At 42.0% G+C, this 26,970-nt stretch carries 28 protein-coding genes; 10 read left to right on the forward strand and 18 right to left on the reverse strand.

Annotated elements, in window-relative coordinates; translation table 11 throughout:
• The first annotated feature begins 92 nt into the window (after positions 1 to 92).
• Positions 93 to 1,808: a lysine--tRNA ligase gene (lysS, locus tag ACILP5_RS07015; RefSeq protein WP_395617947.1), complete on the forward strand. Its 1,716-nt coding sequence runs from the start codon at positions 93 to 95 to the stop codon at positions 1,806 to 1,808.
• 150 nt (positions 1,809 to 1,958) lie between these two features.
• Here the strand turns inward: lysS and ACILP5_RS07020 are convergent, their stop codons facing one another.
• On the reverse strand, positions 1,959 to 2,153 hold the full coding sequence (locus tag ACILP5_RS07020; RefSeq protein ID WP_130895221.1) for a cold-shock protein: 195 nt from the start codon (positions 2,151 to 2,153) through the stop codon (positions 1,959 to 1,961).
• Positions 2,154 to 2,364: 211 nt separating this feature from the next.
• On the opposite strand from ACILP5_RS07020, the gene ACILP5_RS07025 reads away from it, so the two are divergent.
• Positions 2,365 to 2,586, forward strand: coding sequence for a PspC domain-containing protein (locus ACILP5_RS07025; protein WP_223131421.1), 222 nt, complete (start codon positions 2,365 to 2,367; stop codon positions 2,584 to 2,586).
• Here ACILP5_RS07025 and ACILP5_RS07030 read toward each other — a convergent pair.
• Positions 2,583 to 3,587 carry a glycosyltransferase family 2 protein gene (locus ACILP5_RS07030; RefSeq protein WP_395617948.1) on the reverse strand — a complete coding sequence of 335 codons (1,005 nt, stop codon included), beginning with the start codon at positions 3,585 to 3,587 and terminating at the stop codon, positions 2,583 to 2,585. The genes ACILP5_RS07025 and ACILP5_RS07030 overlap by 4 nt on opposite strands.
• 85 nt (positions 3,588 to 3,672) lie before the next feature.
• Between ACILP5_RS07030 and ACILP5_RS07035 the strand changes: the two genes are divergently transcribed.
• The gene (locus tag ACILP5_RS07035; RefSeq protein WP_395617949.1) at positions 3,673 to 5,385 is read left to right on the forward strand and encodes an amino acid permease; all 1,713 of its coding nucleotides are present in this window, start codon (positions 3,673 to 3,675) and stop codon (positions 5,383 to 5,385) included.
• A gap of 140 nt (positions 5,386 to 5,525) precedes the next feature.
• Here ACILP5_RS07035 and ACILP5_RS07040 read toward each other — a convergent pair whose 3' ends face one another.
• From ACILP5_RS07040 to ACILP5_RS07050, 3 genes are read right to left on the reverse strand one after another with little or no spacing between them, the layout of a single operon-like run.
• Positions 5,526 to 6,206, reverse strand: coding sequence for a zinc metallopeptidase (locus ACILP5_RS07040; protein ID WP_395617950.1), 681 nt, complete (start codon positions 6,204 to 6,206; stop codon positions 5,526 to 5,528).
• Positions 6,207 to 6,210: 4 nt separating this feature from the next.
• Positions 6,211 to 6,696, reverse strand: a complete 486-nt coding sequence (locus ACILP5_RS07045; protein WP_395617951.1) for an adenylyltransferase/cytidyltransferase family protein — start codon at positions 6,694 to 6,696, stop codon at positions 6,211 to 6,213.
• Complete coding sequence (locus tag ACILP5_RS07050) at positions 6,680 to 7,663, reverse strand: lysylphosphatidylglycerol synthase transmembrane domain-containing protein (protein WP_395617952.1); 984 nt, start codon at positions 7,661 to 7,663, stop codon at positions 6,680 to 6,682. The genes ACILP5_RS07045 and ACILP5_RS07050 overlap by 17 nt, the downstream gene beginning before the upstream one ends.
• A 124-nt stretch (positions 7,664 to 7,787) precedes the next feature.
• Between ACILP5_RS07050 and ACILP5_RS07055 the strand changes: the two genes are divergently transcribed.
• The 3 genes from ACILP5_RS07055 to ACILP5_RS07065 are packed head-to-tail and all read left to right on the forward strand — an operon-like array spanning position 7,788 to position 10,710.
• Positions 7,788 to 8,597, forward strand: a complete 810-nt coding sequence (locus ACILP5_RS07055) for a glycogen/starch synthase (protein WP_395617953.1) — start codon at positions 7,788 to 7,790, stop codon at positions 8,595 to 8,597.
• Positions 8,548 to 9,918 (forward strand): DUF4270 family protein, encoded by a 1,371-nt coding sequence (locus ACILP5_RS07060; protein ID WP_395617954.1) that lies wholly within the window; start codon positions 8,548 to 8,550, stop codon positions 9,916 to 9,918. The genes ACILP5_RS07055 and ACILP5_RS07060 overlap by 50 nt, the downstream gene beginning before the upstream one ends.
• 12 nt (positions 9,919 to 9,930) lie before the next feature.
• On the forward strand, positions 9,931 to 10,710 hold the full coding sequence (locus tag ACILP5_RS07065) for an amidohydrolase (RefSeq protein WP_395617955.1): 780 nt from the start codon (positions 9,931 to 9,933) through the stop codon (positions 10,708 to 10,710).
• Here ACILP5_RS07065 and ACILP5_RS07070 read toward each other — a convergent pair.
• Entirely contained in the window at positions 10,691 to 11,398 is a 708-nt protein-coding gene (locus ACILP5_RS07070; RefSeq protein ID WP_395617956.1) for an ABC transporter ATP-binding protein, read from the reverse strand. The two genes, ACILP5_RS07065 and ACILP5_RS07070, sit on opposite strands and share 20 nt — an antisense overlap.
• 51 nt (positions 11,399 to 11,449) lie before the next feature.
• Between ACILP5_RS07070 and ACILP5_RS07075 the strand changes: the two genes are divergently transcribed.
• Positions 11,450 to 12,661, forward strand: coding sequence for a bifunctional 3,4-dihydroxy-2-butanone-4-phosphate synthase/GTP cyclohydrolase II (locus ACILP5_RS07075; protein ID WP_395617957.1), 1,212 nt, complete (start codon positions 11,450 to 11,452; stop codon positions 12,659 to 12,661).
• Between the two features lie 17 nt (positions 12,662 to 12,678).
• On the opposite strand, the gene ACILP5_RS07080 is transcribed toward ACILP5_RS07075, so the two are convergent.
• Positions 12,679 to 13,578 (reverse strand): prohibitin family protein, encoded by a 900-nt coding sequence (locus tag ACILP5_RS07080; protein ID WP_395617958.1) that lies wholly within the window; start codon positions 13,576 to 13,578, stop codon positions 12,679 to 12,681.
• A gap of 64 nt (positions 13,579 to 13,642) precedes the next feature.
• On the opposite strand from ACILP5_RS07080, the gene ACILP5_RS07085 reads away from it, so the two are divergent.
• The 3 genes from ACILP5_RS07085 to kdsA are packed head-to-tail and all read left to right on the forward strand — an operon-like array spanning position 13,643 to position 16,188.
• On the forward strand, positions 13,643 to 14,371 hold the full coding sequence (locus ACILP5_RS07085) for an ABC transporter ATP-binding protein (RefSeq protein ID WP_395617959.1): 729 nt from the start codon (positions 13,643 to 13,645) through the stop codon (positions 14,369 to 14,371).
• Between the two features lies 1 nt (position 14,372).
• Positions 14,373 to 15,377, forward strand: coding sequence for a UDP-N-acetylmuramate dehydrogenase (gene murB, locus ACILP5_RS07090; protein WP_395617960.1), 1,005 nt, complete (start codon positions 14,373 to 14,375; stop codon positions 15,375 to 15,377).
• A gap of 1 nt (position 15,378) precedes the next feature.
• The gene (gene kdsA / locus ACILP5_RS07095) at positions 15,379 to 16,188 is read left to right on the forward strand and encodes a 3-deoxy-8-phosphooctulonate synthase (protein WP_395617961.1); all 810 of its coding nucleotides are present in this window, start codon (positions 15,379 to 15,381) and stop codon (positions 16,186 to 16,188) included.
• On the opposite strand, the gene ACILP5_RS07100 is transcribed toward kdsA, so the two are convergent.
• The 11 genes from ACILP5_RS07100 to ACILP5_RS07150 all read right to left on the reverse strand — a co-directional run bounded on the left by ACILP5_RS07100 (position 16,185) and on the right by ACILP5_RS07150 (position 26,942).
• Positions 16,185 to 18,083: a hypothetical protein gene (locus ACILP5_RS07100; protein ID WP_395617962.1), complete on the reverse strand. Its 1,899-nt coding sequence runs from the start codon at positions 18,081 to 18,083 to the stop codon at positions 16,185 to 16,187. The two genes, kdsA and ACILP5_RS07100, sit on opposite strands and share 4 nt — an antisense overlap.
• Positions 18,084 to 18,154: 71 nt before the next feature.
• A complete protein-coding gene (locus ACILP5_RS07105; protein WP_395617963.1) occupies positions 18,155 to 18,982 on the reverse strand; it encodes a hypothetical protein in 828 nt (275 codons plus the stop codon).
• Position 18,983: 1 nt separating this feature from the next.
• On the reverse strand, positions 18,984 to 19,730 hold the full coding sequence (gene rnc / locus ACILP5_RS07110) for a ribonuclease III (RefSeq protein ID WP_395617964.1): 747 nt from the start codon (positions 19,728 to 19,730) through the stop codon (positions 18,984 to 18,986).
• A 7-nt stretch (positions 19,731 to 19,737) separates the two neighbouring features.
• The gene (gene fabF / locus ACILP5_RS07115; RefSeq protein ID WP_395617965.1) at positions 19,738 to 20,985 is read right to left on the reverse strand and encodes a beta-ketoacyl-ACP synthase II; all 1,248 of its coding nucleotides are present in this window, start codon (positions 20,983 to 20,985) and stop codon (positions 19,738 to 19,740) included.
• Between the two features lie 118 nt (positions 20,986 to 21,103).
• Complete coding sequence (locus ACILP5_RS07120) at positions 21,104 to 21,340, reverse strand: acyl carrier protein (RefSeq protein WP_395617966.1); 237 nt, start codon at positions 21,338 to 21,340, stop codon at positions 21,104 to 21,106.
• Positions 21,341 to 21,442: 102 nt separating this feature from the next.
• On the reverse strand, positions 21,443 to 22,360 hold the full coding sequence (locus ACILP5_RS07125) for an ROK family protein (RefSeq protein ID WP_395617967.1): 918 nt from the start codon (positions 22,358 to 22,360) through the stop codon (positions 21,443 to 21,445).
• Between the two features lie 63 nt (positions 22,361 to 22,423).
• Positions 22,424 to 22,888 (reverse strand): YkgJ family cysteine cluster protein, encoded by a 465-nt coding sequence (locus ACILP5_RS07130; protein WP_395617968.1) that lies wholly within the window; start codon positions 22,886 to 22,888, stop codon positions 22,424 to 22,426.
• Complete coding sequence (locus tag ACILP5_RS07135; protein WP_395617972.1) at positions 22,875 to 23,459, reverse strand: thymidine kinase; 585 nt, start codon at positions 23,457 to 23,459, stop codon at positions 22,875 to 22,877. The genes ACILP5_RS07130 and ACILP5_RS07135 overlap by 14 nt, the downstream gene beginning before the upstream one ends.
• 48 nt (positions 23,460 to 23,507) lie before the next feature.
• Entirely contained in the window at positions 23,508 to 24,266 is a 759-nt protein-coding gene (locus ACILP5_RS07140; protein ID WP_395617969.1) for a succinate dehydrogenase/fumarate reductase iron-sulfur subunit, read from the reverse strand.
• A 9-nt stretch (positions 24,267 to 24,275) separates the two neighbouring features.
• On the reverse strand, positions 24,276 to 26,255 hold the full coding sequence (locus tag ACILP5_RS07145; protein WP_395617970.1) for a fumarate reductase/succinate dehydrogenase flavoprotein subunit: 1,980 nt from the start codon (positions 26,253 to 26,255) through the stop codon (positions 24,276 to 24,278).
• Positions 26,256 to 26,276: 21 nt separating this feature from the next.
• On the reverse strand, positions 26,277 to 26,942 hold the full coding sequence (locus ACILP5_RS07150) for a succinate dehydrogenase cytochrome b subunit (RefSeq protein ID WP_395617971.1): 666 nt from the start codon (positions 26,940 to 26,942) through the stop codon (positions 26,277 to 26,279).
• Positions 26,943 to 26,970: the final 28 nt, after the last annotated feature.

A 26,970-nucleotide genomic window follows, 5' to 3' on the forward strand; every position in this document is an offset into this window, starting at 1 on the left:
TCGCCTCGCACAACCTCATTAACAAGATTTAAGAGTTTTAAATCCCGAAGGAAATGGCTAATTTTGTGGTTCATTCGTAAAAACACGTTCAAATGATTTTAAGTGAGCAAGAATTATTGAGGAGACAAAAGCGCCAAGAATTATTGGCGATGGGAATTGATCCTTATCCTGCACAGGAATACCCGGTGAATGTTTATTCTGATCAAATTTTGGCAGAATTTAAACCGGAGTCTGGAAACTTCCAAGACGTGGTTTTAGCAGGTCGTTTGATGGGCTTCCGTATCATGGGAAATGCCTCATTTGCGGAACTTCAAGATGCGAATGGCCGTATTCAATTATACTTTCGCCGCGATGATCTTTGTCCTGGCGAGGATAAAACTCTATACAATACGGTATTTAAAAAGTTATTAGACATCGGTGATATCATCGGTGTGAAAGGATATGTGTTCACGACGCAGATGGGAGAAATCTCCGTTCATGTTCGTGAATTTACGATTTTGTCCAAAGCCTTAAAGCCGCTTCCAGTCGTTAAAGAAGCAGATGGCCAAACCTATGACGCCTTTTCTGACCCAGAAATGCGTTACAGACAGCGTTATGTTGATTTAATCGTGAACCCATCGGTGAAAGACATTTTCATTAAACGTGCGAAGATCATCTCTACGATGCGCGCTATGTTTGACGAAAGAGGTTGGTTAGAAGTGGAAACGCCGGTTTTGCAAGCGGTTCACGGTGGTGCTTCGGCTCGTCCGTTCAAGACCCACCACAACACCTTAGATATGCCACTTTATTTGCGTATTGCGAATGAATTATACCTAAAGCGTTTGATTGTAGGAGGTTTTGATGGGGTGTACGAGTTTGGTAAAATGTTCCGTAATGAAGGAATGGACCGTACGCACAACCCTGAATTTACCTCGTTAGAATTTTACGTAGCCTATAAGGACTACAATTGGATGATGAACTTGACGGAGTTAATCTTCGAAACGGTGGCGTCTAGATTGCATGGAAAAACCAAAATCGCAGTTGGGGAGAACGAAATCGAATTCGCGGGTCCATACCCTCGTTTAACTATTTCAGGTGCTATCTTACAGTATTCAGGTGTGGATGTCGATGCTTTAAGCGAAGATGAATTGCGCGCGAAGTGTGTCGAATTTGGAATGGAAGTGGACAAAGGAATGGGTAAAGGAAAGCTAATCGATGAATTATTCGGAGAGAAAGTGGAGGCAAACTTAATCCAACCGACGTTCATTACAGATTATCCGGTAGAAATGTCACCATTAACAAAGAAACACCGTTCGAAAGAAGGTTTAGTAGAGCGTTTCGAGCTATTCGTGAATGGAAAAGAAATCGCGAATGCGTACTCTGAATTAAATGATCCAATTGACCAAAAAGAGCGTTTCGAAGATCAATTAGCTTTAGCAGAGCGTGGCGACGATGAAGCAATGGCGATGGACCACGATTTTATTCGCTCGCTAGAATATGCCATGCCACCTACCTCGGGTATAGGTATCGGTATTGACCGCTTGACGATGTTGATGACGAACCAGTCTTCTATTCAAGAAGTATTGTTCTTCCCTCAAATGCGCCCAGAAGTGGTGAAGGAAGTAGATTCTGAATCTGCTTTTGCAGAAAGAGGTATTTCTGAAGTGTGGATTCCCGCTTTACAAAAGATGGGCATCCTTACACTAGAGTCATTAGATGCCGCTAACCCAAACAAAGTATTTAATGACTTAGGAGGAATGCGCAAGAAATTGAAAATAGATGCGGCGATGCCGACAAAGGACGAGGTTACTGCTTGGATTCAAGGATAACCTATCGCCTGTAGAAATAAAAAAAACCTTCCGTTAAGAAGGCTTTTTTTATTTCTCTTTAACTAGAGATCAATGTTGCAATTTTATAGGTAAACCTAAATATATATTGTAAAATACTGATTTGCTCTAATCAAAAAAACGAAAGAAAAATTAGATTTTCTTTACGTTGATAGCGTTTGCGCCACGCTTTCCGTCAGTAACTTCATAAGATACTGAATCATTTTCGCGGATAGTAACACCTGAAAGGCCAGTTACGTGTACGAAAATGTCTTCACCTGTTTGATCGTCAACGATGAATCCGAAACCTTTCGTCTCGTTGAAAAATTTTACTTTACCAGTTTGCATAAAAAAAATGTTAAAAATATTAATGCCATCCAGACGAAAGTCTTTCAAGCTCTCAAATGTAGAAAGAAAACAATTGCATGCAAGACTTTTTAAATAAATTTCCAATTAATTTAAAATATAATATAATAATAAATATATTTTATAGTACTATTTTAAGTTAATATTATTTACTATTAAATTTGCTTAAATTTGGACTTTTAAATATCACCCTATGGAAAAACTTAAATTTTTTGTTGAGAATCAGGCATTTGGCGTCTGTACTCGCTTAGGAGAGAAGTTAAATATTTCCACTAGTAGCATTCGATTGTACTTTATTTACACCTCGTTTATCACGATGGGTTCCCCTGTGATTATTTATTTGATTTTAGCGTTTTGGATGAATATCCGCCGCTATTTACGTCAAAGAAATAACCCAAGTGTGTGGGATATCTAGAATTTGATCTGAAGAAATTTCTTTTTGCCTTTCAGGAAGTAGTCTTTTAAGATGCTACCTTCATAGCTTTTTGGCCATAATTTCTGCAGTTCGTGGGGTAAGTTGTGTTTTTCTTTTACGGCAAAAAGGTAGACGTAGAATCCGTAATGTGCCTTTAGGATAGCCATGAAGGATGAAAATTTTCCTTCCGTTAAGAACTTAATACCTGCGATTCCATCTAAGATCATTCGGACTAAAATGGTCGAAAAACGCTGAGACGGTTCAAGGTTTTTATAAAGTAGAATTAAGTTATTCCGGAAATTCAGGTAGGTTTTGAAGGGGTTCTCTTTGTTCAATGTTCCGCCACCCACGTGCAGTACTTCGCTTTCGGCCACGGCAGCGATGGTATATCCGGCTCTTTGCATTCTCCAGCACAAGTCGATTTCTTCCATATGCGCAAAAAGGTAAGGGTCTAAACCACTTACTTTGTGAAAAGCTTCAGCGCGAACCATCAAACAAGCACCTGTTGCCCAGTTGACGATAGAGGTGGCATATTGGCCTTCATTTTTTTCTAGTGTATCGAAAAGTCGTCCTCTACAGAAAGGGTATCCATAGGAATCCCAAAATCCACCTGCTGCACCAGCATATTCAAAATAATTAGGTTTGTGATAGTCTAACAGAAACGGTTGTGCTGCGGCGACGAGTGGATGGGCTTCAAAATAAGCCACTAAAGGTTGTAACCAATTCTTACGCGGTGCGATATCCGAATTCATTAAAACAAAATAGTCGGCTTTTATTTGGCCTAATGCAAAATTATATCCTCCGGCATAGCCTAAGTTTTCTGCCCATGATAACACTGAAACGGTAGGAAAATCGGAGGCTAAAAGTGCCAAAGAATCGTCTGATGAGCCATTATCTGCCACATAAATCGTTGCATCAGGCGTGTTTTCCAATACGATGGGCAAGAAATCAGCTAGGAATTTCCGACCATTATAATTCAAAATGACGACAGCGACAGACATGGCACAAAGGTAATCGAAAACAATCAAATTAGAATTTCTTTCAGAAAGATGTATTTTTGTCCCTTCATTCACAATCCAATACCGTATGTGGTCTAGTTTTTTTCGCAAGAAATCCATTGATAAAATTATTTCTGATCAATTAGAAATCGAAAGCCTCGAAGGTAATTCGATGGATCGTAATCTAGGTGTGCGTGATTTAACCTTCATGGGAGTGGCGGCGATTATCGGTGCGAGTATTTTCTCTGCGATAGGCCAGGCCTCAGCGAATGGAGGTCCAGCGGTATCCATGTTATTTGTATTTACAGCGATGGCTTGTATGTTTACAGCCTTCTGTTATGCTCGTTTTGCGGCTACGGTGCCTATTTCTGGTAGTGCCTACACCTATGCTTACACGAGTTTGGGGGAGATTGTAGCCTGGATTTTGGGTTGGAATTTATTATTAGAATATGCGATTTCGAATGTGGCAGTGGCCATTTCGTGGTCAAAATACTTTGTGGATTTACTGGAGGGCCTAGGTGTTCACGTTCCTGAGTTCATCACGATGGATTATTTATCTGCCAAAAGAGCCTTCACCGAGACGACCGCAGCCTTAGCATCTGGTCAGAAATTCGAAGCTTTATCGGTGAATTTAAGAGAAGGTTACACGGCCTACCTGTCTGCTCCCACGATTTTTGGTTGGCATTTTGTAGCTAATATTCCCGCTCTTCTAATTACGGTGGCCATTACCTACCTAGTGTATATTGGAATTAAGGAGTCAAAAAACACGAACAATATTTTAGTAGTCTTAAAGTTACTCGTCATCATGATCGTGGTTGGAGTAGGTGCTTTTTATGTGCAGGTAGAGAACTGGACACCATTTGCACCTAACGGAATCTCCGGAGTTTTAAAGAGTGTGGCAGCGGTTTGTTTTGCCTACATCGGTTTTGACTCCATATCAACGACGGCAGAGGAATGCAAGAATCCGCAGCGGGATATTCCCAAAGCCATGATGTATGCCTTGATCATTTGCACAGTTTTATATGTGCTAGTTACGTTGGTTTTGACAGGAATTGTACCATCGCAGCAATTAACAGGAATTGAGGACCCATTAGCCTTTATGTTCATGCATGTAGGCTTGCCAGGGGTGGCTGGAATCGTAGCTGCCAGCGCCGTAATCGCCTTAACATCCGCTTTATTAGTCTATCAATTAGGTCAGCCTCGTATTTGGATGACGATGTCACGCGATGGATTATTGCCAAAAGCTTTCTCCCGCATCCACCCTAAATACCGCACACCTTCCTTCTCCACCATCATGACCGGAGTCCTAGTCGGTGTTCCGGCCCTATTTGCGAACCTAGAAGAGGTAATTAACCTAAGTTCAATAGGCACTCTGTTTGCTTTCGTATTAGTCTGCGGAGGTGTATTAGTATTAGATCTTGACCCAGAGAATCAAAAGAAATCTAAATTCAAAATCCCTTATATCAATTCCGGTTATTACGTGGGTTTATCACTGATTTTAGCGCTTGTTTTAATCGTTAATTCCGGCGTAAATCTAGGCGAGTGGCTGGAAGGATTGTATTCAGGAGAAGCAAAAGCGGATCACGTAATCATGGCTGGGTTCTTCCTAATTTGGGCGGTGATGGCCTTTTTCAGTGTAACGAAGAAATTATCTCTAATCCCGGTTTTAGGTCTATTAGTTAACTTGTATTTGATGACTCAAATGGGGGCAACGAACTGGGAGCGCTTTATGTATTGGTGCTTAGCTGGTGTGTTGATTTATTTTGGGTATAGCTACAGGAAGTCGAAACTAAATGTTTAGTAGATAAGAGAGTATAGAGTAGAGAGTAGAGATATGGATAACAAAAAAGGGAGCAATTGCTCCCTTTTTTGTTTAGTCCGAAGGTAAAATCACCCCATCTTTACTCTATAATCTCTACTCTATACTCTATAATCTATACTCTAATCCCTGCTTCTCCCACCCAACAAATTCAAATAATAAAGCAACTGCGCCAGCATACCCAAAGCGGCCACGACATAGGTCATTGCAGCCCACCAAAGCGCATCTTTCGACATCTCATATTCAGTAGGTGTCACGATTCCTTTTTCTTTGATCCAATTTAATGCTCTATTCGAGGCATCGAATTCGACTGGTAGTGTGATGAAGCTAAATAAAGTAGCCATCGCAAAAAGCGCTACACCAATGGCTAATAGGGTAGAGTTTCCAGTAGAATACAGGGCGAACATACCTATCATTAATAGGATGGGCATGAATCCATTCGCGATGCTCAGCATGGGAACTAGGGCGCTGCGTAATTGCAAGAAGGAATAGGCTCTGGCGTGTTGGACCGCGTGGCCACATTCGTGGGCAGCGACGGCTGCGGCAGCGGCGTTTCGGCCGTGGAATACATCCTCGCTTAAATTGACTGTTCTGTCTGCGGGATTATAATGGTCGGTTAATTGACCTCCCACCGAGATGATGCGAACATCGTGGATTCCATGATCAGCTAGCATTTGCTCGGCGATTTCTTGTCCAGACAAATTGCTTTGTAGAGGTGTCTGTGAATAAGTTTTAAACTTCGACTTTAGTCGCCAAGAGATAAGCATACCTGCGACTCCAAAAATAATGGCAATGAAATACATAAGGTTATTGTTTAAGTTTTTGAATGATTTGAGTGGTTGAATAATCTGGAACTAACGCGATGGTTTTTACTTCTCCGCCGGTGGCTAATACTTCTTTGGCCCCTACAATCGTCTCAATCGTATAATCGTCACCCTTTACTAACACATCTGGAGTCAGCGTCTCAATGAGTTCCAAGGGAGTCGACTCCCCGAAAATAATGACCAGGGAGACAAATCCCAAAGCAGCAATCAGACGTGCTCGAGCATATTCCGAATTAACGGGCCTCTCGACTCCTTTTTCCAGTGTTCGTACCGAAGCATCGGAATTAATTGCAACGATCATTTGAGTGCCAAATTCACTTGATTTCTCTAGATAGTCGACGTGACCTAAATGCAAAATATCGAAGCAGCCATTGGTGAAAACGACTTTATCTCCAGCCGATTTCCATGCTTTGCGAATCTCAATGGCCTCCGTCAGGGTGACTATTTTATTTTCAGTTCTGTTCGACACGGGACGTGATTTTGGGTAAAAACAAAGTTAAAATAAAACTTAATCCACCCAATAACAAAAGAGTAATCATTTGAGTTCCGTGGAAAAAAGTGGCCAGCATAAATCCATCTTTGTAGCTTAATGCGTAGAAGACAAATGCCGAAGCAACCAGACTATGGTAAGCGCCAATTCCACCTTGTGTAGGGGTGGCCATTCCGAAAGTTCCCATCACTAAAACTGTTAATCCGGCGCTAAGGCCTAGGTTTTCGCTAATGGGGAAGGCTAAAAAAAGGGTATAGGTGCTCAGAAAATAACACAGCCAAATTCCGATGCTGTATCCGATGAATTTTCTGGGGGAAGTCAGGTTTCGAATACTGCCGATACCAGCAATCCAGCCCAGTAGCATTTTTCCAATTTTGGATTCTTCCCCTATGTTTTTCAGCAGATCTTTAAATTTCCAAAGTACTCCTAATCCAATTAATCCTAGTACGGAAGCTACGATAATGAGCGTTCCAGAGGGTAATTTCAAGGTAGGGAAGAGGCTTTGCTGAAGTGGCTCCCATTCAAAAATGAAGGTAATACCCACGAGTACGACTAGGCTTAATAGGTCGATAAGGCGCTCTGTTATAACGGTCCCAAAAGATTCCTCAAAGGGAATGTTGGCTGTTTTTTTCAAAGATCCGCAGCGCGAAACTTCACCCAAGCGAGGTACTAAAAAATTAGCGAAATAGCCGATTAATACAGCAGAAAAAGTGCGCACAGTTCCTGGATGATAGGACATCGCTCCCAATAATTGCTCCCAGCGCAAGGCACGTAAAAGGTGGGAGATGATGGAGATGATGACAGACGCAGCTACCCAGTTGTAATCAGCTCGCTGAAAGGTGAGTAGGATGTCATTATAGTGCAATTCACTTTTGGAAAAAGCCCAATACAACAAGCCGGCTGCTAGTAAACTAGAAATAAGGTATTTTACTATCGACTTTAGCATAAGGTTTCTAAATCAAAAGGCAAATTAAAGACCTTTCCTTGTATAATGATGGTGATAATCCGATTATTTTTTTGTACTTTTGTAATGTTTTTTGGGGTAATTTCCCCATAATAATCAATTTAGAATGGCCAAATTACGTATTCTTTACGTTTCAAGTGAGGTAGATCCTTTTCAAAACACATCAAAAATTGCAGATTTCGTACGTGCTCTTCCTACTGCAATGCAGGAAAGAGGCATGGAAATCAGAATTTTAGTGCCTAGATTCGGTTCGATCAATGAGCGTAAAAACCGTTTGCACGAAGTGGTTCGTCTTTCAGGTATTACCATTCCAATGGGTGAGGAAGAAAAGCCTTTGACCATTAAAGTAGCAAGTATTCCAGCTGCGAAATTACAAGTCTACTTCATCGATAATGAAGATTATTACCAACGTAAATATGTGCTTAACGATAAGGAGGGCGCATTTTATCCAGACAATCACGAGCGTGCGATTTTCTTCTGCAAAGGAGCATTGGAGACGGTAGTGAAGTTAGGTTGGGCACCCGATATCATTCATTGTAATGACTGGATGTCAAGTTTAGTGCCTTTGTATATTTCGACGCATTACCAGAATCACCCCATTTACAAGGATTCGAAAACTATTTTCTCTCCACACAATTCAGCCTTTGATTTCACGTTTGAATCAGACGATCTGATCGAGAAAGTGAAGATTGGTGACTTAGATGAAGCTAACTTAGGAAGTTTAGCTGGTGGGAATTACGAAGCATTTATTAAGATAGGTGCAGAGTATGCGGACAAAATAGTTTCTTTAGAAAATGCGGATAACAGCCGTATTCAATCGATTATTGATGAATATCAACATAAAACTTCTCAAAATATTGCCGATAATGACCTCGATTTCTTCGAAAAAACGTACTTGGAAATGTCCGGCAATTAAATGGGTAGGAATTCTTTCCTTATTCCTTGCATCCTGTGAAACACCTAAAGAAATTGGCGACGATTTGTTTAGCGTGGAAGTGGGTTTGAATTATTCGGATACGATTACAGTTAAATCGTCGACAGTTTTGATCGATTCGATTTATACAGGATCTCCGTCTGTATTGTTAGCCGGTAGCTATAATCATCCCGTTTTAGGTACATCTGAGGCATCCTTTCTGACTCAGGTATCGAATATTGATACCTTATTTGCGAAAGAAACATCAGTCTTCGATTCGTTGACTTTGAGATTAGTTTATGCTGGTTTTCAAGGAGATACGACTAAATCTCAAACGTTAAGCGTGTATCGTTTACTTGATAGTTTGAGTTTAAAAACCAATTATTTCGCTAATTCAACCATTCGGACCGATGCCGCTATTTTAGGCCGTCATACCTTTAATCCTCGCCCTATTCGGACGAAAGCGATGAATGGCGATTCGGCACAATTTGATACGCTTCGATTCAGGATGTCTGACACCTTTGGACGTGAATTGTTGAGTAAGTTTGCAGATAAAAATGTGGCTGCTGGAGGTAAGGCTTTTAGAAATTATTTTCCAGGAATGTTATTTAAATCATCATCTACATCCGCTGGAGCAATAATTAATTTTAATCCAGGGTTCTCTCGGATGACTTTATATTTCCACAATCCGGGTGAGGCAAAAATGTATAATATAGATTACTATTTCTCTTTATCTAATGCGTTTACCCCAGAATTATTAGCTCGATTTAACCAAGTAAAGTCCATTAAATCCGGACCTTTAGCGGCATTACAAAAACCTGGTGATCTTGTTTCATCTACTTTAACAAGCGGTTTAACTTATGTACAGTCTGGAACTGGTGTAGCAACGAAGGTAGAATTCCCCTATTTATTGAATCTGAAAGGTAATCGAAATGTGGCTGTAAACAAAGCTGAATTGGTTTTGACGGCCGCAGATAATATCGATTTAATAAATACAATTGGACAATTATCTATAGTAGAGACAAATGCTACGAATCGTACACTAAGAAATAGTTATGGTTTGAAATACTTGTTGTCTGAAGGTGGTACAAGTGTCAATACGGCCTCTATAAATCAATTATCGAAGACATATACATTTAATGTTACAACTGCTATTCAGTCTCTATTAGTAGGTAAACAAGCAAACTCAGGTTGGCTAATTACACCGGCTTTCTCTATAAATGCTGTTGGTAATTCAGGAATTAATAATGAGAGTGCTCGTTTTGTTCCTTTGCAAGCATTTAAGGCTCGTTTGAAAATCTATTATTCCTATATTGCCAAATAAATACCGGCAATCATGACAAATCTACGGGTAAGTTTAGTTCAAACCGATTTAGTTTGGGAAGATCCTTCGGCTAATTGTGCTCAATTGGAGGAGAAATTAGCTGTTTTAGCAGGTTTGACTGATGTTGTCATATTGCCTGAAATGTTTGCTACTGGCTTTTCTATGACGCCCGCAGGGGCCGAAATTGGTAAAGGTCCAGCCCTGCAGTGGATGCAAGTACAAGCGAAGCGTTTAGGAGCCTTAGTCGTAGGTTCTTTAAAAGTAAAACACAATACTTCTTTTTACAATCGTTTATATGCTGTAGAGCCATCTGGTGCCTACACTTCGTATGACAAGCGTCATTTGTTTCGAATGGGGGGCGAGCATAAGTTTTATCAATCAGGCGATCAGCAAGTGATTGTTACCTACAAGGGTTGGGAAATAGCTTTGTTTGTTTGTTATGATCTGCGTTTTCCTGTTTGGTCACGTAATGTCGGCTTGGCCTACGATGCCGCGATCTATGTGGCGAATTGGCCTGCTCCTCGGGCGAATGCCTGGAGAACCTTGTTGCAAGCTAGAGCGATTGAAAATTTAGCCTATGTGGTAGGTGTGAATCGGGTGGGTATGGATGCTAATGATTTAGCTTATGCAGGAGATTCTCTGTTAGTAAATTTCAAAGGTGATTTATTGCTCGATTTAAAATCGAAGGATCAAATCTTAACAAGCGAATTATCGCACGAAGCATTATCGGAATTTCGGACAAAGTTCCCTGCCCATCTGGATGCAGATTCCTTTAGCTTGTCTTCTCTTTAAAGAATTTCTCTAAATCTTTAATATCCTTTAGAGGACTATCATTCACAAGTTTGCCCTCATGAATCAATAATACGCGATCGCATATGGCTTCCACTTCGGATAGAATGTGGCTGGAGAATAAGATAATGCGGTCTTTTTGGAGGCTTTTGATCAAGGTCCTGATTTCATCCCGCTGATTAGGATCTAGACCACTCGTAGGCTCATCTAAAATCAAAACGGTAGGATTATGTAGAATCGCCATGGCAATGCCTACACGTTGTTGGTATCCTTTAGATAGCTCTTGAATTTTCTTGTGCGCTTCTTTCTGGAGTCCCACCCATTCGATGACTTCTTGAATGCGAGATTCAAGTTGGGCAATTTGATGAATTGTACCGATGAAGGCCAAAAATTCCCGAACATACATTTCTGAATAAAGCGGGTTGTTTTCAGCTAAATAGCCAATCTGCCTTTTGAGGGTAATTTCCTGTTCTTGTGGGTCTTTTCCATCGATGGTAACTGAACCTGATGAAGGTTTAATGAGTCCCAAAAGCATTTTCAATGTTGTCGATTTTCCAGCTCCATTGGGACCCAGAAAACCCACAATTTGACCTTCCTCTAAACGAAAGTTTAGGTTTTCTACGGCAGCTTGTTTTCCGTAGGTTTTAGAAAGATTTATGGCCTCGATGAACATATTGACAAAGGTAGTCAAAATGGGAATTATTTCGTGTAACTTTGTGTTTCTGATTCAAATGCCTAAAAAATGTTAGATAAAATTCGCTTAGATCGTATTGAAGATGCCTTGGAAGATATTCGCCAGGGCAAAATAATTATTGTTGCTGACGATGAGGATCGGGAGAATGAGGGCGATATGATTTGCGCCTCAGAAGCGATCACACCTGAATTAGTCAATTTTATGATCAAGGAGGCACGCGGATTGATGTGTGTTTCTTTAACGGATGAGCGTTGTCAGGCATTAGGCTTAGAGATGATGGTGAATCAGAATACCACTTCACATGAGACGCCGTTTACGGTTTCTGTGGATTTATTAGGCAATGGTTGTACTACGGGTATTTCTGCATCTGATCGTTCTAAGACTATTCAAGCTTTAGTTGACCCTAAGACTCAACCGGCTGATTTAGGAAGACCTGGTCATATTTTCCCCTTGAAGTCGCGCACGGAAGGCGTTTTACGTCGCACAGGCCATACAGAGGCATCGATGGACTTCGCCCGTTTAGCTGGATTTCAACCATCGGGTGTTTTGATTGAGGTATTGAATGAAGATGGAAGCATGGCTCGCTTGCCAGATCTTCGCAAGCTAGCTGATAAACATGATTTGAAACTAGTGACAATCAAGGATTTGATTGAATACCGTTTGGCCAAAGAATCCCTCATCAAAAGAGAAATCGGAGTGAATATGCCCACTGAATGGGGTTCTTTCGAATTAGTCGCTTTTAAGCAAATCAATACAGGAGATACCCATCTAGCTTTAATTAAAGGTAGTTGGGAAGAAAACGAACCGGTCATGGTTCGGGTGCATAGCTCTTGTGTGACAGGGGACATTTTTGGTTCATGTCGCTGTGATTGTGGAGAGCAATTGCACGCAGCGATGGAAATGGTGGAGAAAGAGGGGAAAGGTGTGATTTTATATATGTTCCAAGAAGGCCGCGGAATCGGTCTAATCAATAAATTGAAAGCCTATAAATTGCAAGAGCAAGGCCGTGATACGGTGGAGGCGAATTTAGAATTAGGCTTTGCGATGGATGAGCGTGACTACGGCGTAGGTGCTCAAATCTTACGTGATTTAGGTATTCACAAGATTCGTTTGATATCTAATAACCCGAAGAAAAGAGCCGGCCTTATGGGCTATGGTTTAGAAATAGTAGATTCGATTGCCATCGAAATTCCGGCTAATCCACACAATAAGAAATACTTAGAAACTAAAAGAGATAAAATGGGGCACGCGATTCGCTAGAATCACGTGCCTATTTTTTATTGATTCCCTAAGATGATCGGGGTGCTTTTGCCTCCCATAATAATCACTTTCGTGTTAGGGGATTTAGCTAATTCTTTTTGGGCGATAATCGACTCATACTGCAATTGTTTGTCGCTTAGACCTGTCGATAAAATTTTCTGGTAATCTGCAATACCCTGTGCTTCTACGCGCTTTCTCTCCGCTTCTTGCTTCTCTTTTTGTAAAACGAACTGCATCTTTTGCGCATCTTGCTCCGCGTTAATCTTAGACTCAATGGTGGTCTTTACAGAGGTAGGAAGGTTGATGTTTCGAATCAATAACTGCTCTAAGACTAATCCTCTTTTCTTAAAGTTATTCTCGATATCTCGGTAAATTCGTTGCTGGAACTCGTTTCGCTTCAAAGAATAAAGCGCCACTGCATCATAATAAACAGCATTGTCGCGGATCATGGTACGTGTGATAGGCCGAACCACCTTATCTTTATAATCTGCGCCTATTTCTCTTAAAACGCGAGGAGCCTCTGAAGGAATGATTCGGTACAATACGGTCAAGTCAACGATGACCTCAAGGCCGTCGGCTGTCAAAACACGAATCGCATCGTCTCCTTCTTTATCACCTTCATCGTGAACTCCAGACATGGTATAATTTTGCGTTTTGGCATCAAAAACCACCACCTTAGCGATTGGATTAACGAAATTCAACCCGCTATTTAAGGTGGAAGGTTGTACTTTTCCAAAGACACTTTGTACACCGACCTCGCCGGCATCCACCTGCACAACCGCAGAACTGGTTAAGCCAAGGATGGCAAAAATAGCTCCTATGACTTTCAATGTTTTGGCGTATTTGTAGAATACTAAATTTGGGCTAATGGTGTTTGCGCCAACAAACAGCAAAATACCTAGGAAGATGAAAAACATATTTTTTTAGATTTAAATGTGGTCAAATTTATCATAAAGTATTCAATAATCCCTAATTTTGAATATGATTGAAATCAAGGGTTTATCTAAATCTTTTAACGGTCGTGTGGTGCTCGATGACATTAGTGCGAATTTCCAACAAGGAAAGACGAATATGGTGATCGGGGGTAGTGGAACGGGGAAATCTGTCCTGCTAAAATGCATGATCGGGATTTTAGTACCTGAGAAGGGAAAAGTATTGTATGATGGACGTGATTTTTTGACGGCTCATCAAGATGTTGTGAAAGAAATTCGCCGTGAAATGGGCGTCTTATTCCAAGGAGGTGCCCTTTTTGATTCCAAATCTGTTCTGGAAAATGTCCGTTTTCCTTTAGATACCCTTACTTCCCAAACCTTAGAGGAAAAAAACGACCAAGCGATGCTTTGCTTGCAGCGGGTGGGTTTGGAGAATGCAGCCCTTTTAATGCCCTCTGAGATTTCAGGTGGGATGAAAAAGCGGGTAGGGATCGCCAGAGCCATTGTGATGAATCCGAAGTATTTGTTTTGTGATGAGCCTAATTCAGGTTTAGATCCTTTGACTGCGGTGAAGATCGATTATTTGATTCAAGAAATTACCCAGGAATACAAAATGACCACAGTGGTTATATCGCACGATATGAATTCGGTGATGCGCATGGGGGAATCCATTATTTTCTTGAAGGAGGGAAAGAAGATTTGGGAGGGGAATTCAGAGTCCTTTCATCACTCAGGCGTGCCCTCTTTAGAGGAGTTTTTGTCTACTAAATTATTTTAATATGTTTTCTCTACGTGGGTATAATACGTTTGGGATTGAGGCGGAAGCTCGTCAATTCGTAGAGATTAGTTCGGTGGAAGAATACGTTTCTCTTCGAAAATCTGGTTTGTACGCTGATTTACCTCACCTGTTTTTAGGAGGAGGTAGTAATGTGTTGTTGACTAAGCCGCAAGAAGCATTAGTTGTTAAAATTTCCATTCCTGGTATTTCGGTCTTGAAAGAGGATGTAGATTTTGTGTGGTTGAAATCGGGTGCTGGGGTGGTTTGGGATGAATTAGTCCAGTATTCTGTCGATAAAGGATGGTCTGGATTAGAAAATTTATCCTTGATTCCGGGTACGGTGGGTGCGGCTCCTATGCAGAATATTGGTGCATATGGAGTAGAAATTAAAGATACATTTGAGTCTTTAGAGGCGCTGAATCTACAGACATTGGAAGTAGAGGTGTTTGATGCCAAAGCTTGTGCGTTTGGCTACCGCGAAAGTTTTTTTAAGCGCGCAGGAAAAGGGCAATACCTTATCAGCTCTGTGACATTCAAATTATCCAAAAAGCCTTCGGTTAAAACGTCTTATGGTGCGATTCAAGAGGTTTTAGCGGCTAAGGGAATCTCACAACCTTCGATCCGTGAGGTAGCTGATGCAGTCATTGAAATCCGCCAAAGTAAATTGCCAGATCCCAAAGACATTGGCAATTCAGGTAGTTTTTTCAAAAATCCTACAGTTTCTGCTACTGAGGCTGTTCGCTTAATTTCGGAAAATTCTGGTATTCCTCATTATCCAGTGGAGGGCAGTACGGACGTCAAGTTTCCGGCCGGTTGGTTCATTGAAAAGGCTGGTTGGAAAGGTTACCGGAAAGGGGATGCGGGTGTGCATGCGAAGCAGGCACTGGTTTTAGTGAATTATGGAGAGGCGACTGGCGGGGAGATTTTGGCCCTATCAGAAGAAATTAAGAAATCAGTAAAAGATACATTCGGAGTTTCATTAGAGACCGAGGTAAATATTTTATAACATGACATTACCCACTTTAGCGAATTTAGGCAAAGGCCCCTTCTTTTTGATGGCAGGATCTTGTGCGATTGAGAGCAACGATTTAGCCTTTGAAATCGCTGAAAAGATTGATGGACTCACGAAGGCTATGGGAATTCCTTACATTTTTAAAGGTTCGTACCGCAAAGCTAATCGGACAAAAATCGATTCATTTACCGGTATTGGTGATATCAAAGCCTTAGAAATTCTACAAGCGGTGGGAAAACATTATTCCTTGCCCACGGTAACTGATATTCACGAAAGTGCGGAAGCGGCCATGGCAGCTGCTTATGTCGATGTCTTGCAAATACCTGCTTTCCTTTGCCGTCAAACCGATTTACTAGCGGCTGCCGCTCAAACAGGCAAGGCTGTTAATATCAAGAAAGGCCAGTTTATGTCTGGCGCTTCCATGCGTTTCGCGGTAGAAAAAGTGTTGCACGAAAATCCGGAGGCAGTAGTGTATTTAACCGATCGTGGCAATTCCTTTGGTTATGGAGATCTAGTGGTGGATTACCGCAATCTTCCAGAGATGTCGGCGATGAATGTTCCGGTCATTATGGATTGCACCCACTCCTTGCAGCGTCCTAACCAAACAACGGGCGTAACAGGTGGCCAACCTGCTTTGATTGAAACGATTGCTAAAGCAGCTATCGCTGTAGGAGCAGATGGTATCTTCATCGAAACACATCCCAATCCTTCGGTGGCTAAATCTGATGGTGCGAATATGTTACCATTGGATCAGTTGGAAGGTCTTTTAGAAAAGCTCTTGCGCGTTCGGGAGGCAATTGTTTAAGGCATTTTATAGAGGATTTGAAGTGTAACATCCGTTTTTTTTGAACCTTGAATTAAGTCTAATCCAGATCCAATTTCCGTTCTATCATAGTAGGTAATTCTAGCCCATTTGGCAGCTAGTTGGATTTCCCTTTTCCATTGAAAAGCCATGACCAGGTTCGTTTTTAGTGCTTTTCCTGCATAAGCGGGGAGAAGGAAGGAATAGGGGACACCTGGTTCATACGCATAATTACGGGTGTCATAGCTAGGGGTATTCAGATACGCTATGCGACCTTGAATCGTCCATTTTCCTTTGTCCCATTTCGTGTCTTGTAAAACTAAATAGCCTATTTCGCTGCCTAGTTTAGAAGCCATTGCGCGTAGGTGAAAATCCCAGGATTTTACCTTCAAATAATGCCCATCCAGGCTGATTTGTAGCAGATCTTGGTTTTCTTTTCTAGTCCATTTCCCTTGAATGAATCCGCGTGCAGCATGTCTTTTTTCCCAGATGACCCTTGATAAAATTTCCCAGCCAAAGGTGTTAGACTCATTAACTCGGAATTTAGGCTCAGGGAAGCGAAAATAATCGAAGTAGGAGCTAAGCTTCCATTGCTTATTTATTTGATAGCTGTGGCCCAGGAATAAGCCCATTTCATTGAGATTTTCTGAGTTTTCAGAAAGGCCATTGGATTTAGGACTGAAATACCCGGCAGAGTAAAAGCGAATCAAATAGGAGAGATCCATTTTTTTCGAAATGGAGGTCGCGCCAGATTGGAGGATGGCAAATTGTTGACCACCAGAATAGGCTATTTCTCCCACCAGGCGAATGTTTCGGTAGGGATATTGAATGTGGATGGAATAATTTTTTAGCTCGTCTCCTGACCATTCTTTCTTTTTATATCCTAAACCGGCGGGTTTTTGCAAAGACCAGTGCGTCCATACGGTGTTGAATTGCAGGATAAGGGGAAGTATCAAAGAGGAATAGATGAGTGTCATTCCAGCTGTCTTCTCTTGCATCGCATCAATGTGGCTGATTTCAGAGGCCGTTCGATGAAAGCCATCCTCGACACGGGAACGTAGGTATTTTTGGCCTAGCGAATCAGCTCCTGTGGTGGCGTCCAAGTTTCGATACGAAGCGAAGGCTTGGACTCTTAAAAATTCGGTCATTTTTAGGGTAGTATTGACTCCGCGATAATAGCCATATTCCACGCTGGAACTGTAGGCTAGGCCTCCAAGGTTGAACTTTTGGGTAGCTTTAATGCTTTCAAAGCTCTTGCCTAAAGAGAATCCACCTGCTTGTACTAAACCTTGTCCCCATTGATTCACGAAATCACCTAAGATGACTTTTTCGAGTATACCTTTCGACTTAAATTCAATAAATCCACTACTAAAATCACTGAGGTTTTTTTCTCCTGCATCTTTTTGTACTAGAAATCCCACACGAAGATTCGTATTCAATTGTCCTCTATAACGTAAAATTTGGTTTGTTCGATCACCCACATAGCGTGTCTTGCTTCGTAAATCAGGTTCGGTAAATCCTTTCTTCGTTTCTGCCGTCCAATCGGTTTTAAATAAAATTTGATGCTCAGATGAACTCGGTTTCCACCAGCTGGGATTCGTTGGGTTGCAGACTACGAAGTCTTGTATTCTTCGTAGGAACTCTAGATCCCATGTGGGAATTGTTTGTAGTTCTAAAATAGACTGAAAGGATCCGATTTGCTTACGAAATGCAAGAAATGAAGTGATTTGTTCTGCACTAAATAGCAGGGAAGACTGCAATTCTATCTGAGTTACTAGATTGATATTTAATGGATTAGCTAGGTAATAATCAAAGCTAGACTGCTTCTCTTCCTCTTCTTGGGTGGGGATTTGTGAAATAGCAAAAAGAGGGCAGAGTAAAAGCAGAAGCGTTTTCAAGGGAGTTGTTTTCCCCGAAATTACCTTCCTGTGGCCTATAAAGTCCCGTTAAAACTGATAATGAAAATCAGTTAGTTGAACTTTCGTTCGATGATGGAGTGAAGCTCGTCCCAGATGGCTTCATTTTCTGCCGCTCGGTACGCTTGGTAGCGATTTATTAATTCCGTAGCCCAGGTAGTAGCTTCTGCCTCATCATCAATATACTGGATAAGGGATTCTAGTTGTGCTACATCACCCTGGAATAATTCCTGGATGAATTTGATGCGTTGATGCAAGGGAATAGTATCCGCAATGCGCTGGGTCATTTGTGATTCTACTTTGGACTTCAAGGAATCGGATGAACCGCTCAATAAATCTTTTAAACGCTTGAATTCTTCCTCAGTGGAGTCCTCTAAGCTTTCTGGAGCGTTGAAATAGACTTCCGTATTTAATAAATCGAAAGGTTCCGCTGGCGTTTCAGCAGCCGGATAATCATGATTCTCTGGCGTTTCAGCAGCCGCTGCTTCGAAAGAAGGAGCTTCAAAAGCCGAAACTTGTTCATCCATTAATGGCGCATCTGGAGACTCATACGAATTCAACAAATCCGCAAAACTAGGTTGAGCAACCTCTACAGAAGGAGTTTCAAGGCTTTGAATCCACGACGCCCAAATGAATTCCGGGAAGGATACTTGATACAATAAAGTTTGAGCGATACCTTCCCATTTCTCTTGAAAGCGTGGACTTGACCAAGGGAAATTAGGGAAGTTGTCTTGAGCTTGAGCTGAGCTCAGCTGAGCTAAAAGTTCTGCTTGAATTGTTTCAATGACAGGGGTAGGGACTTCCCAGGCTAATACCTCTTGAAATGTAATCGAATCTGATGAATCGTTCCAGTAGTGCAAGAAAATATTCGGTGTAGCCATGTTATGATTTAATTTCTAGTTGTTCACAAGCCATTCGAGCGGCTGTTTGTTCTGCTTTCTTTTTTGAATAACCTTTTCCTTCAGCTATTTTTTCGCCGTCTAGCATGACCAAAGCCGTAAATTCGCGGTTATGGTGTTCGCCTTCTTGATCTAATTCAAAAGTGACCTTTTTCCCTTCTTTTTGTGCCCATTCGATGAGCATCGACTTAAAGTTCGGGTTGTTTTGAACAACGGCCTCTAGGTCAAAGTATTGCGTAAGAATCTTTTTTATGATAAAGTTTTGGGTAAAGGCAAAGCCTTTGTCCAGATAGACAGCACCAATAAAGGCTTCTAAGGCATCTCCGTACATGGAGGTTCGCGCCATTGAAGTTTTACGCTGTGCTTCGAATTCGATGACCTCTTCCAAACCCAATTTACGGCCGATCACGTTAAGGGATTCTCGACTGACCATACGAGAACGTATCTCCGTGAGGAAACCTTCGTCTTTGAAGGGGAATTTTTGGAACAAATACGTAGCCGTAATCATTCCTAAAACCGAATCGCCTAAGAATTCTAGGCGTTCGTTTGACTCTTTGTAGTTTTCTGCCACACTCTCCTTCGAAGCGGAAGCGTGTAAGAAGGCTAGTCGATATAAGGTTAAATTACTTGGACTAGCCCCTATCAGATGTGTGACCGATTTCTTTAAGAATTTCTCTCGCTCGTCTAGTCGAATCGGATCTAACCAGTTTAGGAGAGATTTTACGGCCATATCTGTCTTAGATTTTTCTAAAAATAACGGTCGCATTGTGTCCACCGAAACCAAATCCGTTACTCAATGCTACGTCAATTTTGCGTGTCTTACCCACATTTTCAGTCAAGTCGATGCGTTGATCGATTTCTGGATCCCGGTTAAAAACATTAATAGTAGGAGGGACAAATTGGTGTTGAATCGCCAGTACCGACGCAACTGCCTCTACCGCACCTGCACCACCTAATAAGTGACCAGTCATCGATTTAGTCGATGAGATCGCTAATTTATAGGCATGTTCTCCAAAGCAATCAACGATCGCTTTAATCTCTTGAGGATCACCAATAGGGGTCGAAGTACCGTGTGTATTCACGTAATCTACTTCTTCTGGCTTGATGTTTGCATCTTCTAATGCGTCAATCATCGACAATAAGGCACCATATCCGTCTGGATGAGGAGCCGTAATGTGGTGTGCATCAGAAGAGAAACCGCCACCGATTAATTCAGCATATATTTTCGCACCACGCGCTTTCGCGTGTTCGTATTCTTCTAAAATCAAGGCGCCAGCTCCTTCACCTACCACGAAACCATCGCGATCCACATCGTATGGACGTGAAGCTGTTGCTGGATCGTCATTACGTGTAGACATGGCGTGCATCGCCGTAAATCCTCCTACCGAAGCGATCGTCACTGGAGCTTCAGAACCACCCGTCACACACACATTAATACGTCCGGTACGAATGTAGTTGAAGGCATCAATGATGGCGTTGTTCGCTGACGAACAAGCCGAAACGGTTACGTAGTTAGGACCACGAAAGCCGTTACGGATTGAGATTTGGCCTGAAGACGAATCAGCAATCATTTTAGGGATGAAGAAAGGATTGATTTTCGGTGTTCCGTCGCCTTGTGCGAAATAGATCATTTCGTCCTCAAATGTCTTTAAACCACCGATACCTGATCCCCAGATAACGCCAACTTTATTTTTATTCAGGGTTTCCATGTCAAAATTCGCGTCAGCAATCGCTTCATCAGCGGCTACTACAGCGTATTGTGTGAATGGATCCATTTTACGCGCTTCTTTGGCATTAATAAAATCCTCTACCTTGAAGTTCTTTAATTCACAAGCAAAACGAGTTTTGAATTTTTCCGCATCGAATTTAGTGATCGGACCACAACCGCTTACGCCGTTTTTTAGTCCATCCCAATATTCATTAACGGTATTCCCGATGGGGGTTAGGGCGCCTAAGCCCGTGACAACTACCCGTTTTAACTCCATATTCTTATAATTTATGAATCTGCTTTAAACAAAAAATGTCAATTAGTTCGAGAAATCCCATGGAAAAATCCACCTGATTACTGTTTACCAATTGACATAATTTTTATGGTTGCTTCGATTACTTTGCGTTCTCTTCCAAATAAGTAATAGCTTGGCCTACTGTTTGGATGTTCTCCGCTTGATCATCTGGAATAGATACAGAGAATTCTTTTTCGAATTCCATGATTAACTCGACTGTGTCTAGAGAGTCAGCTCCCAAATCGTTTGTGAAAGATGCCTCAGTAGTAACTTCTGATGCTTCTACACCTAATTTTTCAACGATGATGCTCTTTACTTTTTCTGCAATATCTGACATTTTAATATTATTTTGGGGTTCAAAAACGATGCAAAGATTAGAATTAAAGTTGAATTTATCAAACAAATTCCATTCTAATTGGTTTGTTCAAGGCTGTTTATCTTAAAAACAAAGTGATGCAGCTCCTAAAAGGCCTGCATCGTTGCCTAATAAGGCTTTTTTAATGGTTAATTTTTCCAAATAAGCCGGTGTTAACCAGTAATTTAACTGCTTCTCCATGCTAGGTAAAATAAAGTCGTAAGAGGCTGATAATCCGCCACCTATGAAGATATTTTTAATGTCTAAAATGCGAATTAACGAAACGAGCATATCTCCTAATAAGGTACCCACTTCGTTCCAAATGGCTAGGGCTAATTCATCTCCTTCTTCTGCGCCTACCACTAAAGCGGTGGTTGAAATAGTGCCGTCTGCTGGTAACGAAGTTTTACCTGTATAGGTCGCACGCATGGCGGTAGCCATTTGCAATAATTCTTTCTTTCCTACATTGCGTTCTAGTACTTTTCCATCACGAGAAGGTACGTGACCTGGTTCCATTGCATTGCCATCTCCACCTAAGAAGATTTTGCGGTCAATGACAGCGGCACCACCTACACCTGTTCCTAGCGTAATGAAAACGAAGTCTTCTGGCATGGTGGCTTTTTCTGGTGAGAAGTAAAATTCACCTAATGCAGCTGCATTCGCATCGTTTTCCATGAAAAAGGCGTGCTCTGGGAAACGCTTCTCGAGCATATCGATCATCGGTGAACCATCAATTTCAGGAATAGCGGTGATTTCAATTAAAGTGCGGCGGTCTTTTGTCAAGATTCCCGGGAGACCAATGCCAATTTTCTTCACATTCTTATGTTGGTACAATTGCAAGGCAATTGCATCCGCTAAGCGCTCTAAAAAGTGATGAGATTCTCTCCAAGTAGCAGTGTCATAACTTTGAAAATTGTTGATTTGACCTGTGTCTGCGTGTACGATTCCCATTTTAACACCGGTTCCACCTACATCAATTCCTAAGTATTCTTCTGCTGCCATAATTTTGATTTATTGAATTACGAAATTGTCGATTTTTGACGTGAATTTCAAATCAAAAGTGGCTTAAGGGTAAATTTGCTCGATTTTTTCAAGAATTTGGGTAACAGCGGGACAGATTAGCGCGTTTTTTGAGGTCAATCCCAAAATCCCCATGATGTTCTTTCTGTCGGTGTGCGGGTATTCGCGGCAGGCTTTGGGGCGGTGGTCATAGATCCCACACGTATTATCTGAAAGATCTAAAAAAGGGCAAGGGGCTGCCGGATACACCCAATCACCATCTGAATCTTGCACTAAATAGGCATCTAGGAAAGCAGATGTCTTCATTTTGAACAAATGAGAAACGCGTTGGATATCCGTGTCATTCCACATAGGACTTGTGGTGCGACAGCAATTGCCGCAGGTTAAGCAATCCGTCTTTTTGAAAACTTCCTGGTGTGCTTGGAAAAATTGCTGGTCCAAATTTTTCGGCTTTCTAGCCACGAGACGTTGGATCAGTTTTCGGAAAGAGGGGTCTTTAGTTTTCGCCATGGAAGCAAGAGCGGCAACGTGCCTCGTAGGATTCTGTTTCGCCTAATAAGACGGTTTGTTGTTGTTCCACCTTTCGGTAGGAATAATGGGCAGCGGCACCGCAATTCACGCAAACAGCATGCACCTTGGTAACGAACTCTGCGATGGCCATCAAACCAGGCATGGGCCCGAAAGGATTTCCCTTAAAGTCCATATCTAATCCTGCCACGATGATACGCTTGCCTTGATTTGCTAACGTATTACACACTTCTATGATGTTCTCATCGAAGAACTGCACCTCATCTAAGCCGATCACGTCACAATCTCCAGCAAGTAATAGTATCTCACCTGAATTATGGACAGGAGTGGAGCGAATGGAATTTTGGTTGTGAGATACAATATCTTCATCATGGTAGCGGGTATCCGCTATTGGTTTGAAGATTTCGACCCGCATTTGGGCGATTTTAGCCCGCTTTAGACGGCGAATCAGTTCCTCTGTCTTACCAGAAAACATGGAGCCGCACACGACTTCAATCCAGCCAGATGGAGCCTTGCGTTCGGTTGATTTAAAAAGATTCGGTTCTAAAAACAAGGGCGTAAAAAGCCCCTGAAATTGCATTCAGGGGCTATAAATTAAGTATTATTTCGAAGAAAAGGTAGCTGAGAAATATTCGCGGTTCATACGCGCGATGTTCTCTAATGAAATGCCTTTCGGACATTCCGCCTCGCAAGCACCCGTGTTAGAACAAGCACCGAAACCTTCTTCATCCATTTGAGCTACCATCGCTTCCGCACGCTTAGCTGCTTCGACTTTACCTTGAGGTAAAAGCGCTAATTGCGAAATTTTAGCAGAGGTAAATAACATGGCTGAAGCATTTTTACAAGCCGCTACACAAGCACCACATCCGATGCAAGCCGCAGCTGCAAAAGCATCATCAGCGTCTTCTTTAGGGATAGGTAAAGAGTTTGCATCTTGCGCATTACCTGTATTCACTGAAACGAAACCACCAGCCGCAATAATACGGTCAAAAGCAGAACGATTCACGACTAAGTCTTTGATCACTGGGAAAGCACTTGCTCTCCAAGGCTCTACTGTAATCGTTTCGCCATCTTGGAACGAACGCATGTGCAATTGGCAAGTCGTCACACCACGGTTAGGACCGTGTGGGCGACCATTGATGTACATCGAGCACATACCACAAATACCTTCGCGGCAATCGTGGTCAAATGCTACTGGATCATCTCCTTCTTCGATCAAACGGTTGTTTAACACGTCAATCATTTCCAAAAATGACATATCTGTGGAGATGCCGCTTACCTGGTAGGTTTCGAATTTACCAGCTACGCTTGCATTTTTTTGTCTCCAAATTTTGAGTGTCAGGTTTAAATGTCCTTCCATTGTATCGAATTATTTATAAGATCTTTGAGCAATTTTGATGTTTTCGTATTTCAATTCTTCTTTGTGAAGCTTGAATTTCGATTGTTTTTCGTACTCCCAAGCAGCTACATAAGCATACTTTTCGTCATCACGAAGGGCTTCCCCGTCTTCAGTTTGGTATTCCGTACGGAAGTGACCACCACAACTCTCGTTGCGATCTAAGGCATCAATACACATTAACTCGCCTAATTCTAAGAAGTCAGCCACACGGCCAGCCTTCTCTAATTCAGGATTCAGGTTATCAATCTCGCCAGGAATCTTCACATCCGACCAGAACTCTTTCTGTAATTCTTGAATTTCCTTGATAGAAGCTTTCAAGCCTTTTTCGCTACGAGCCATACCACACTCATCCCACATAATTTTACCTAAACGCTTGTGGAAGTAATCAACTGGTTTCGAACCTTTAATGTTCATCAAGGTCTCTAAACGATCACGAACGGCTTTCTCTGCAGCTTCGAAATCCGGGCTATCCGTTGACATCGATGGAGTGCGAATCTCAGCAGCTAAGTAAGCACCGATCGTGTAAGGGATAACGAAATAACCATCCGCTAAACCTTGCATCAAGGCTGATGCTCCTAAACGGTTCGCACCGTGATCAGAGAAGTTTGCCTCTCCAAGAGCATATAAACCAGGAACCGTAGTCATCAAATTATAGTCTACCCAAAGGCCACCCATTGTGTAATGAACCGCTGGATAAATACGCATCGGCACCTCGTATGGATCCTCACCCGTAATTTGCTTGTACATATCAAACAAGTTACCGTATTTCTCTTTTACGACTGCCTTACCCATCGCTTGAATCTCTTCGTCCGATGGATTGTGCATGTTGTTTTTATTGGCTTCTCCTTGACCGTAACGTACAATCGCCGCTGCGTAATCTAGGTAAACTGCCATCTTAGAAGCTCCTACACCATAACCTGCATCACAACGCTCTTTCGCTGCACGAGACGCGATGTCACGTGGTACTAAGTTACCGAACGCAGGGTAGCGACGCTCTAAGTAGTAATCTCTTTCGTCTTCAGGAATCTCGTTCGCTTTGCGGTTATCGTTTTGTTTCTTAGGAACCCAAATACGACCGTCATTACGAAGTGACTCTGACATTAACGTTAATTTCGACTGGTGATCACCTGAAACTGGGATACAGGTAGGGTGAATCTGCGTGTAACAAGGATTTGCGAAGAAAGCTCCTTTTTTGTGTGCTTTCCAAGCTGCTGTTACGTTCGAACCCATCGCGTTCGTAGACAAGTAGAATACGTTTCCGTAACCACCGGTACATAATAAAACAGCGTGTCCGAAGTGGCGCTCTAAAGCTCCAGTTACTGAATCACGAGCGATAATTCCACGTGCTTTGCCGTCGATTGTTACGACATCTAGCATTTCGTGACGCGTATACATTTTTACGTTACCCATTCCCACTTGGCGTTGCAAAGAAGAATAAGCACCTAATAATAATTGCTGACCTGTTTGACCTGCTGCGTAGAAGGTGCGTTGTACTTGTGTACCACCGAATGAACGGTTCGAAAGCAATCCACCGTATTCGCGAGCGAAAGGAACCCCTTGCGCTACGCATTGATCGATAATGCTTCCAGATACTTCAGCTAGACGGTGAACGTTCGCCTCACGCGCACGGTAGTCACCACCTTTAATCGTATCGTAGAAAAGACGGTAAACGGAGTCACCATCGTTTTGGTAGTTCTTTGCTGCGTTGATACCCCCTTGTGCCGCAATCGAGTGCGCACGACGTGGAGAATCTTGGAAACAGAATACTTTTACTTTATATCCTAATTCAGCTAACGATGCAGCTGCAGACGCACCTGCAAGGCCTGAACCTACGACGATGATTTCTAAGCTACGTTTGTTCGCAGGGTTTACAAGGGAAACGCTGGAACGAAATTTGGTCCATTTGTCGGCTAATGCGCCTTCTGGAATTTTGGCATCTAATTTTGTCATATCAATCGAATCGCTGAAATATTATTGAATCAAATGGAAATAAAAGGCAATCGGCATCGCTGCAAAAGCCGCAGGGATAACGATGGAGAAGATCGCTCCAATCGTTTTAATGGTAGGAGAGTATTTAGGGTGATTCCAACCAATGGATTGGAAGGCACTTTGGAAACCATGTAATAAATGGTATCCCAATGAAATACAACCTAACACGTAAACCACCACTACTACGGGGTTCATGAATACGGCTTGCATCTCTGCATATAAAGTATGGTCTTCTAAACCGTCTGTTAAACGGGAGAAGTACCAAAAATGCTTCAAGTGAAGAATTAAGAATAATAACAAAAGTGTTCCTAAAAGACCCATCGAACGTGAGTACCACTTGCTATTCGCCGCCCCATCTACTTTTGCGTAAGCTACAGGTCGTTTTGACTTGTTTTCAAACCAAAGACGTAGTCCATCCACAATGTGCAATAGTAGTCCACCGAACAAGACAATCTCCATGGTGCGGATAACTGGGTTTTGCCCCATGAACTCGGCACCTTCATTAAAGGCCACGCCTCCGTCATTCAAGAAAATTAAGGCGTTTAAACTGCAGTGAACTAACAGGAAGCTGATTAAAAACAGGCCTGTAATGGCCATCAGGAGCTTTTTCCCAAGTGATGAATTAAGTGATTTTGCTAACCAAGCCATAAATAAATGTATTTGTTAAAAGGAAATA

The sequence above is a fragment of the Aquirufa sp. genome, from assembly GCF_044239315.1.
In the GTDB taxonomy this organism is placed as follows: Bacteria; Bacteroidota; Bacteroidia; order Cytophagales; family Spirosomataceae; genus Aquirufa.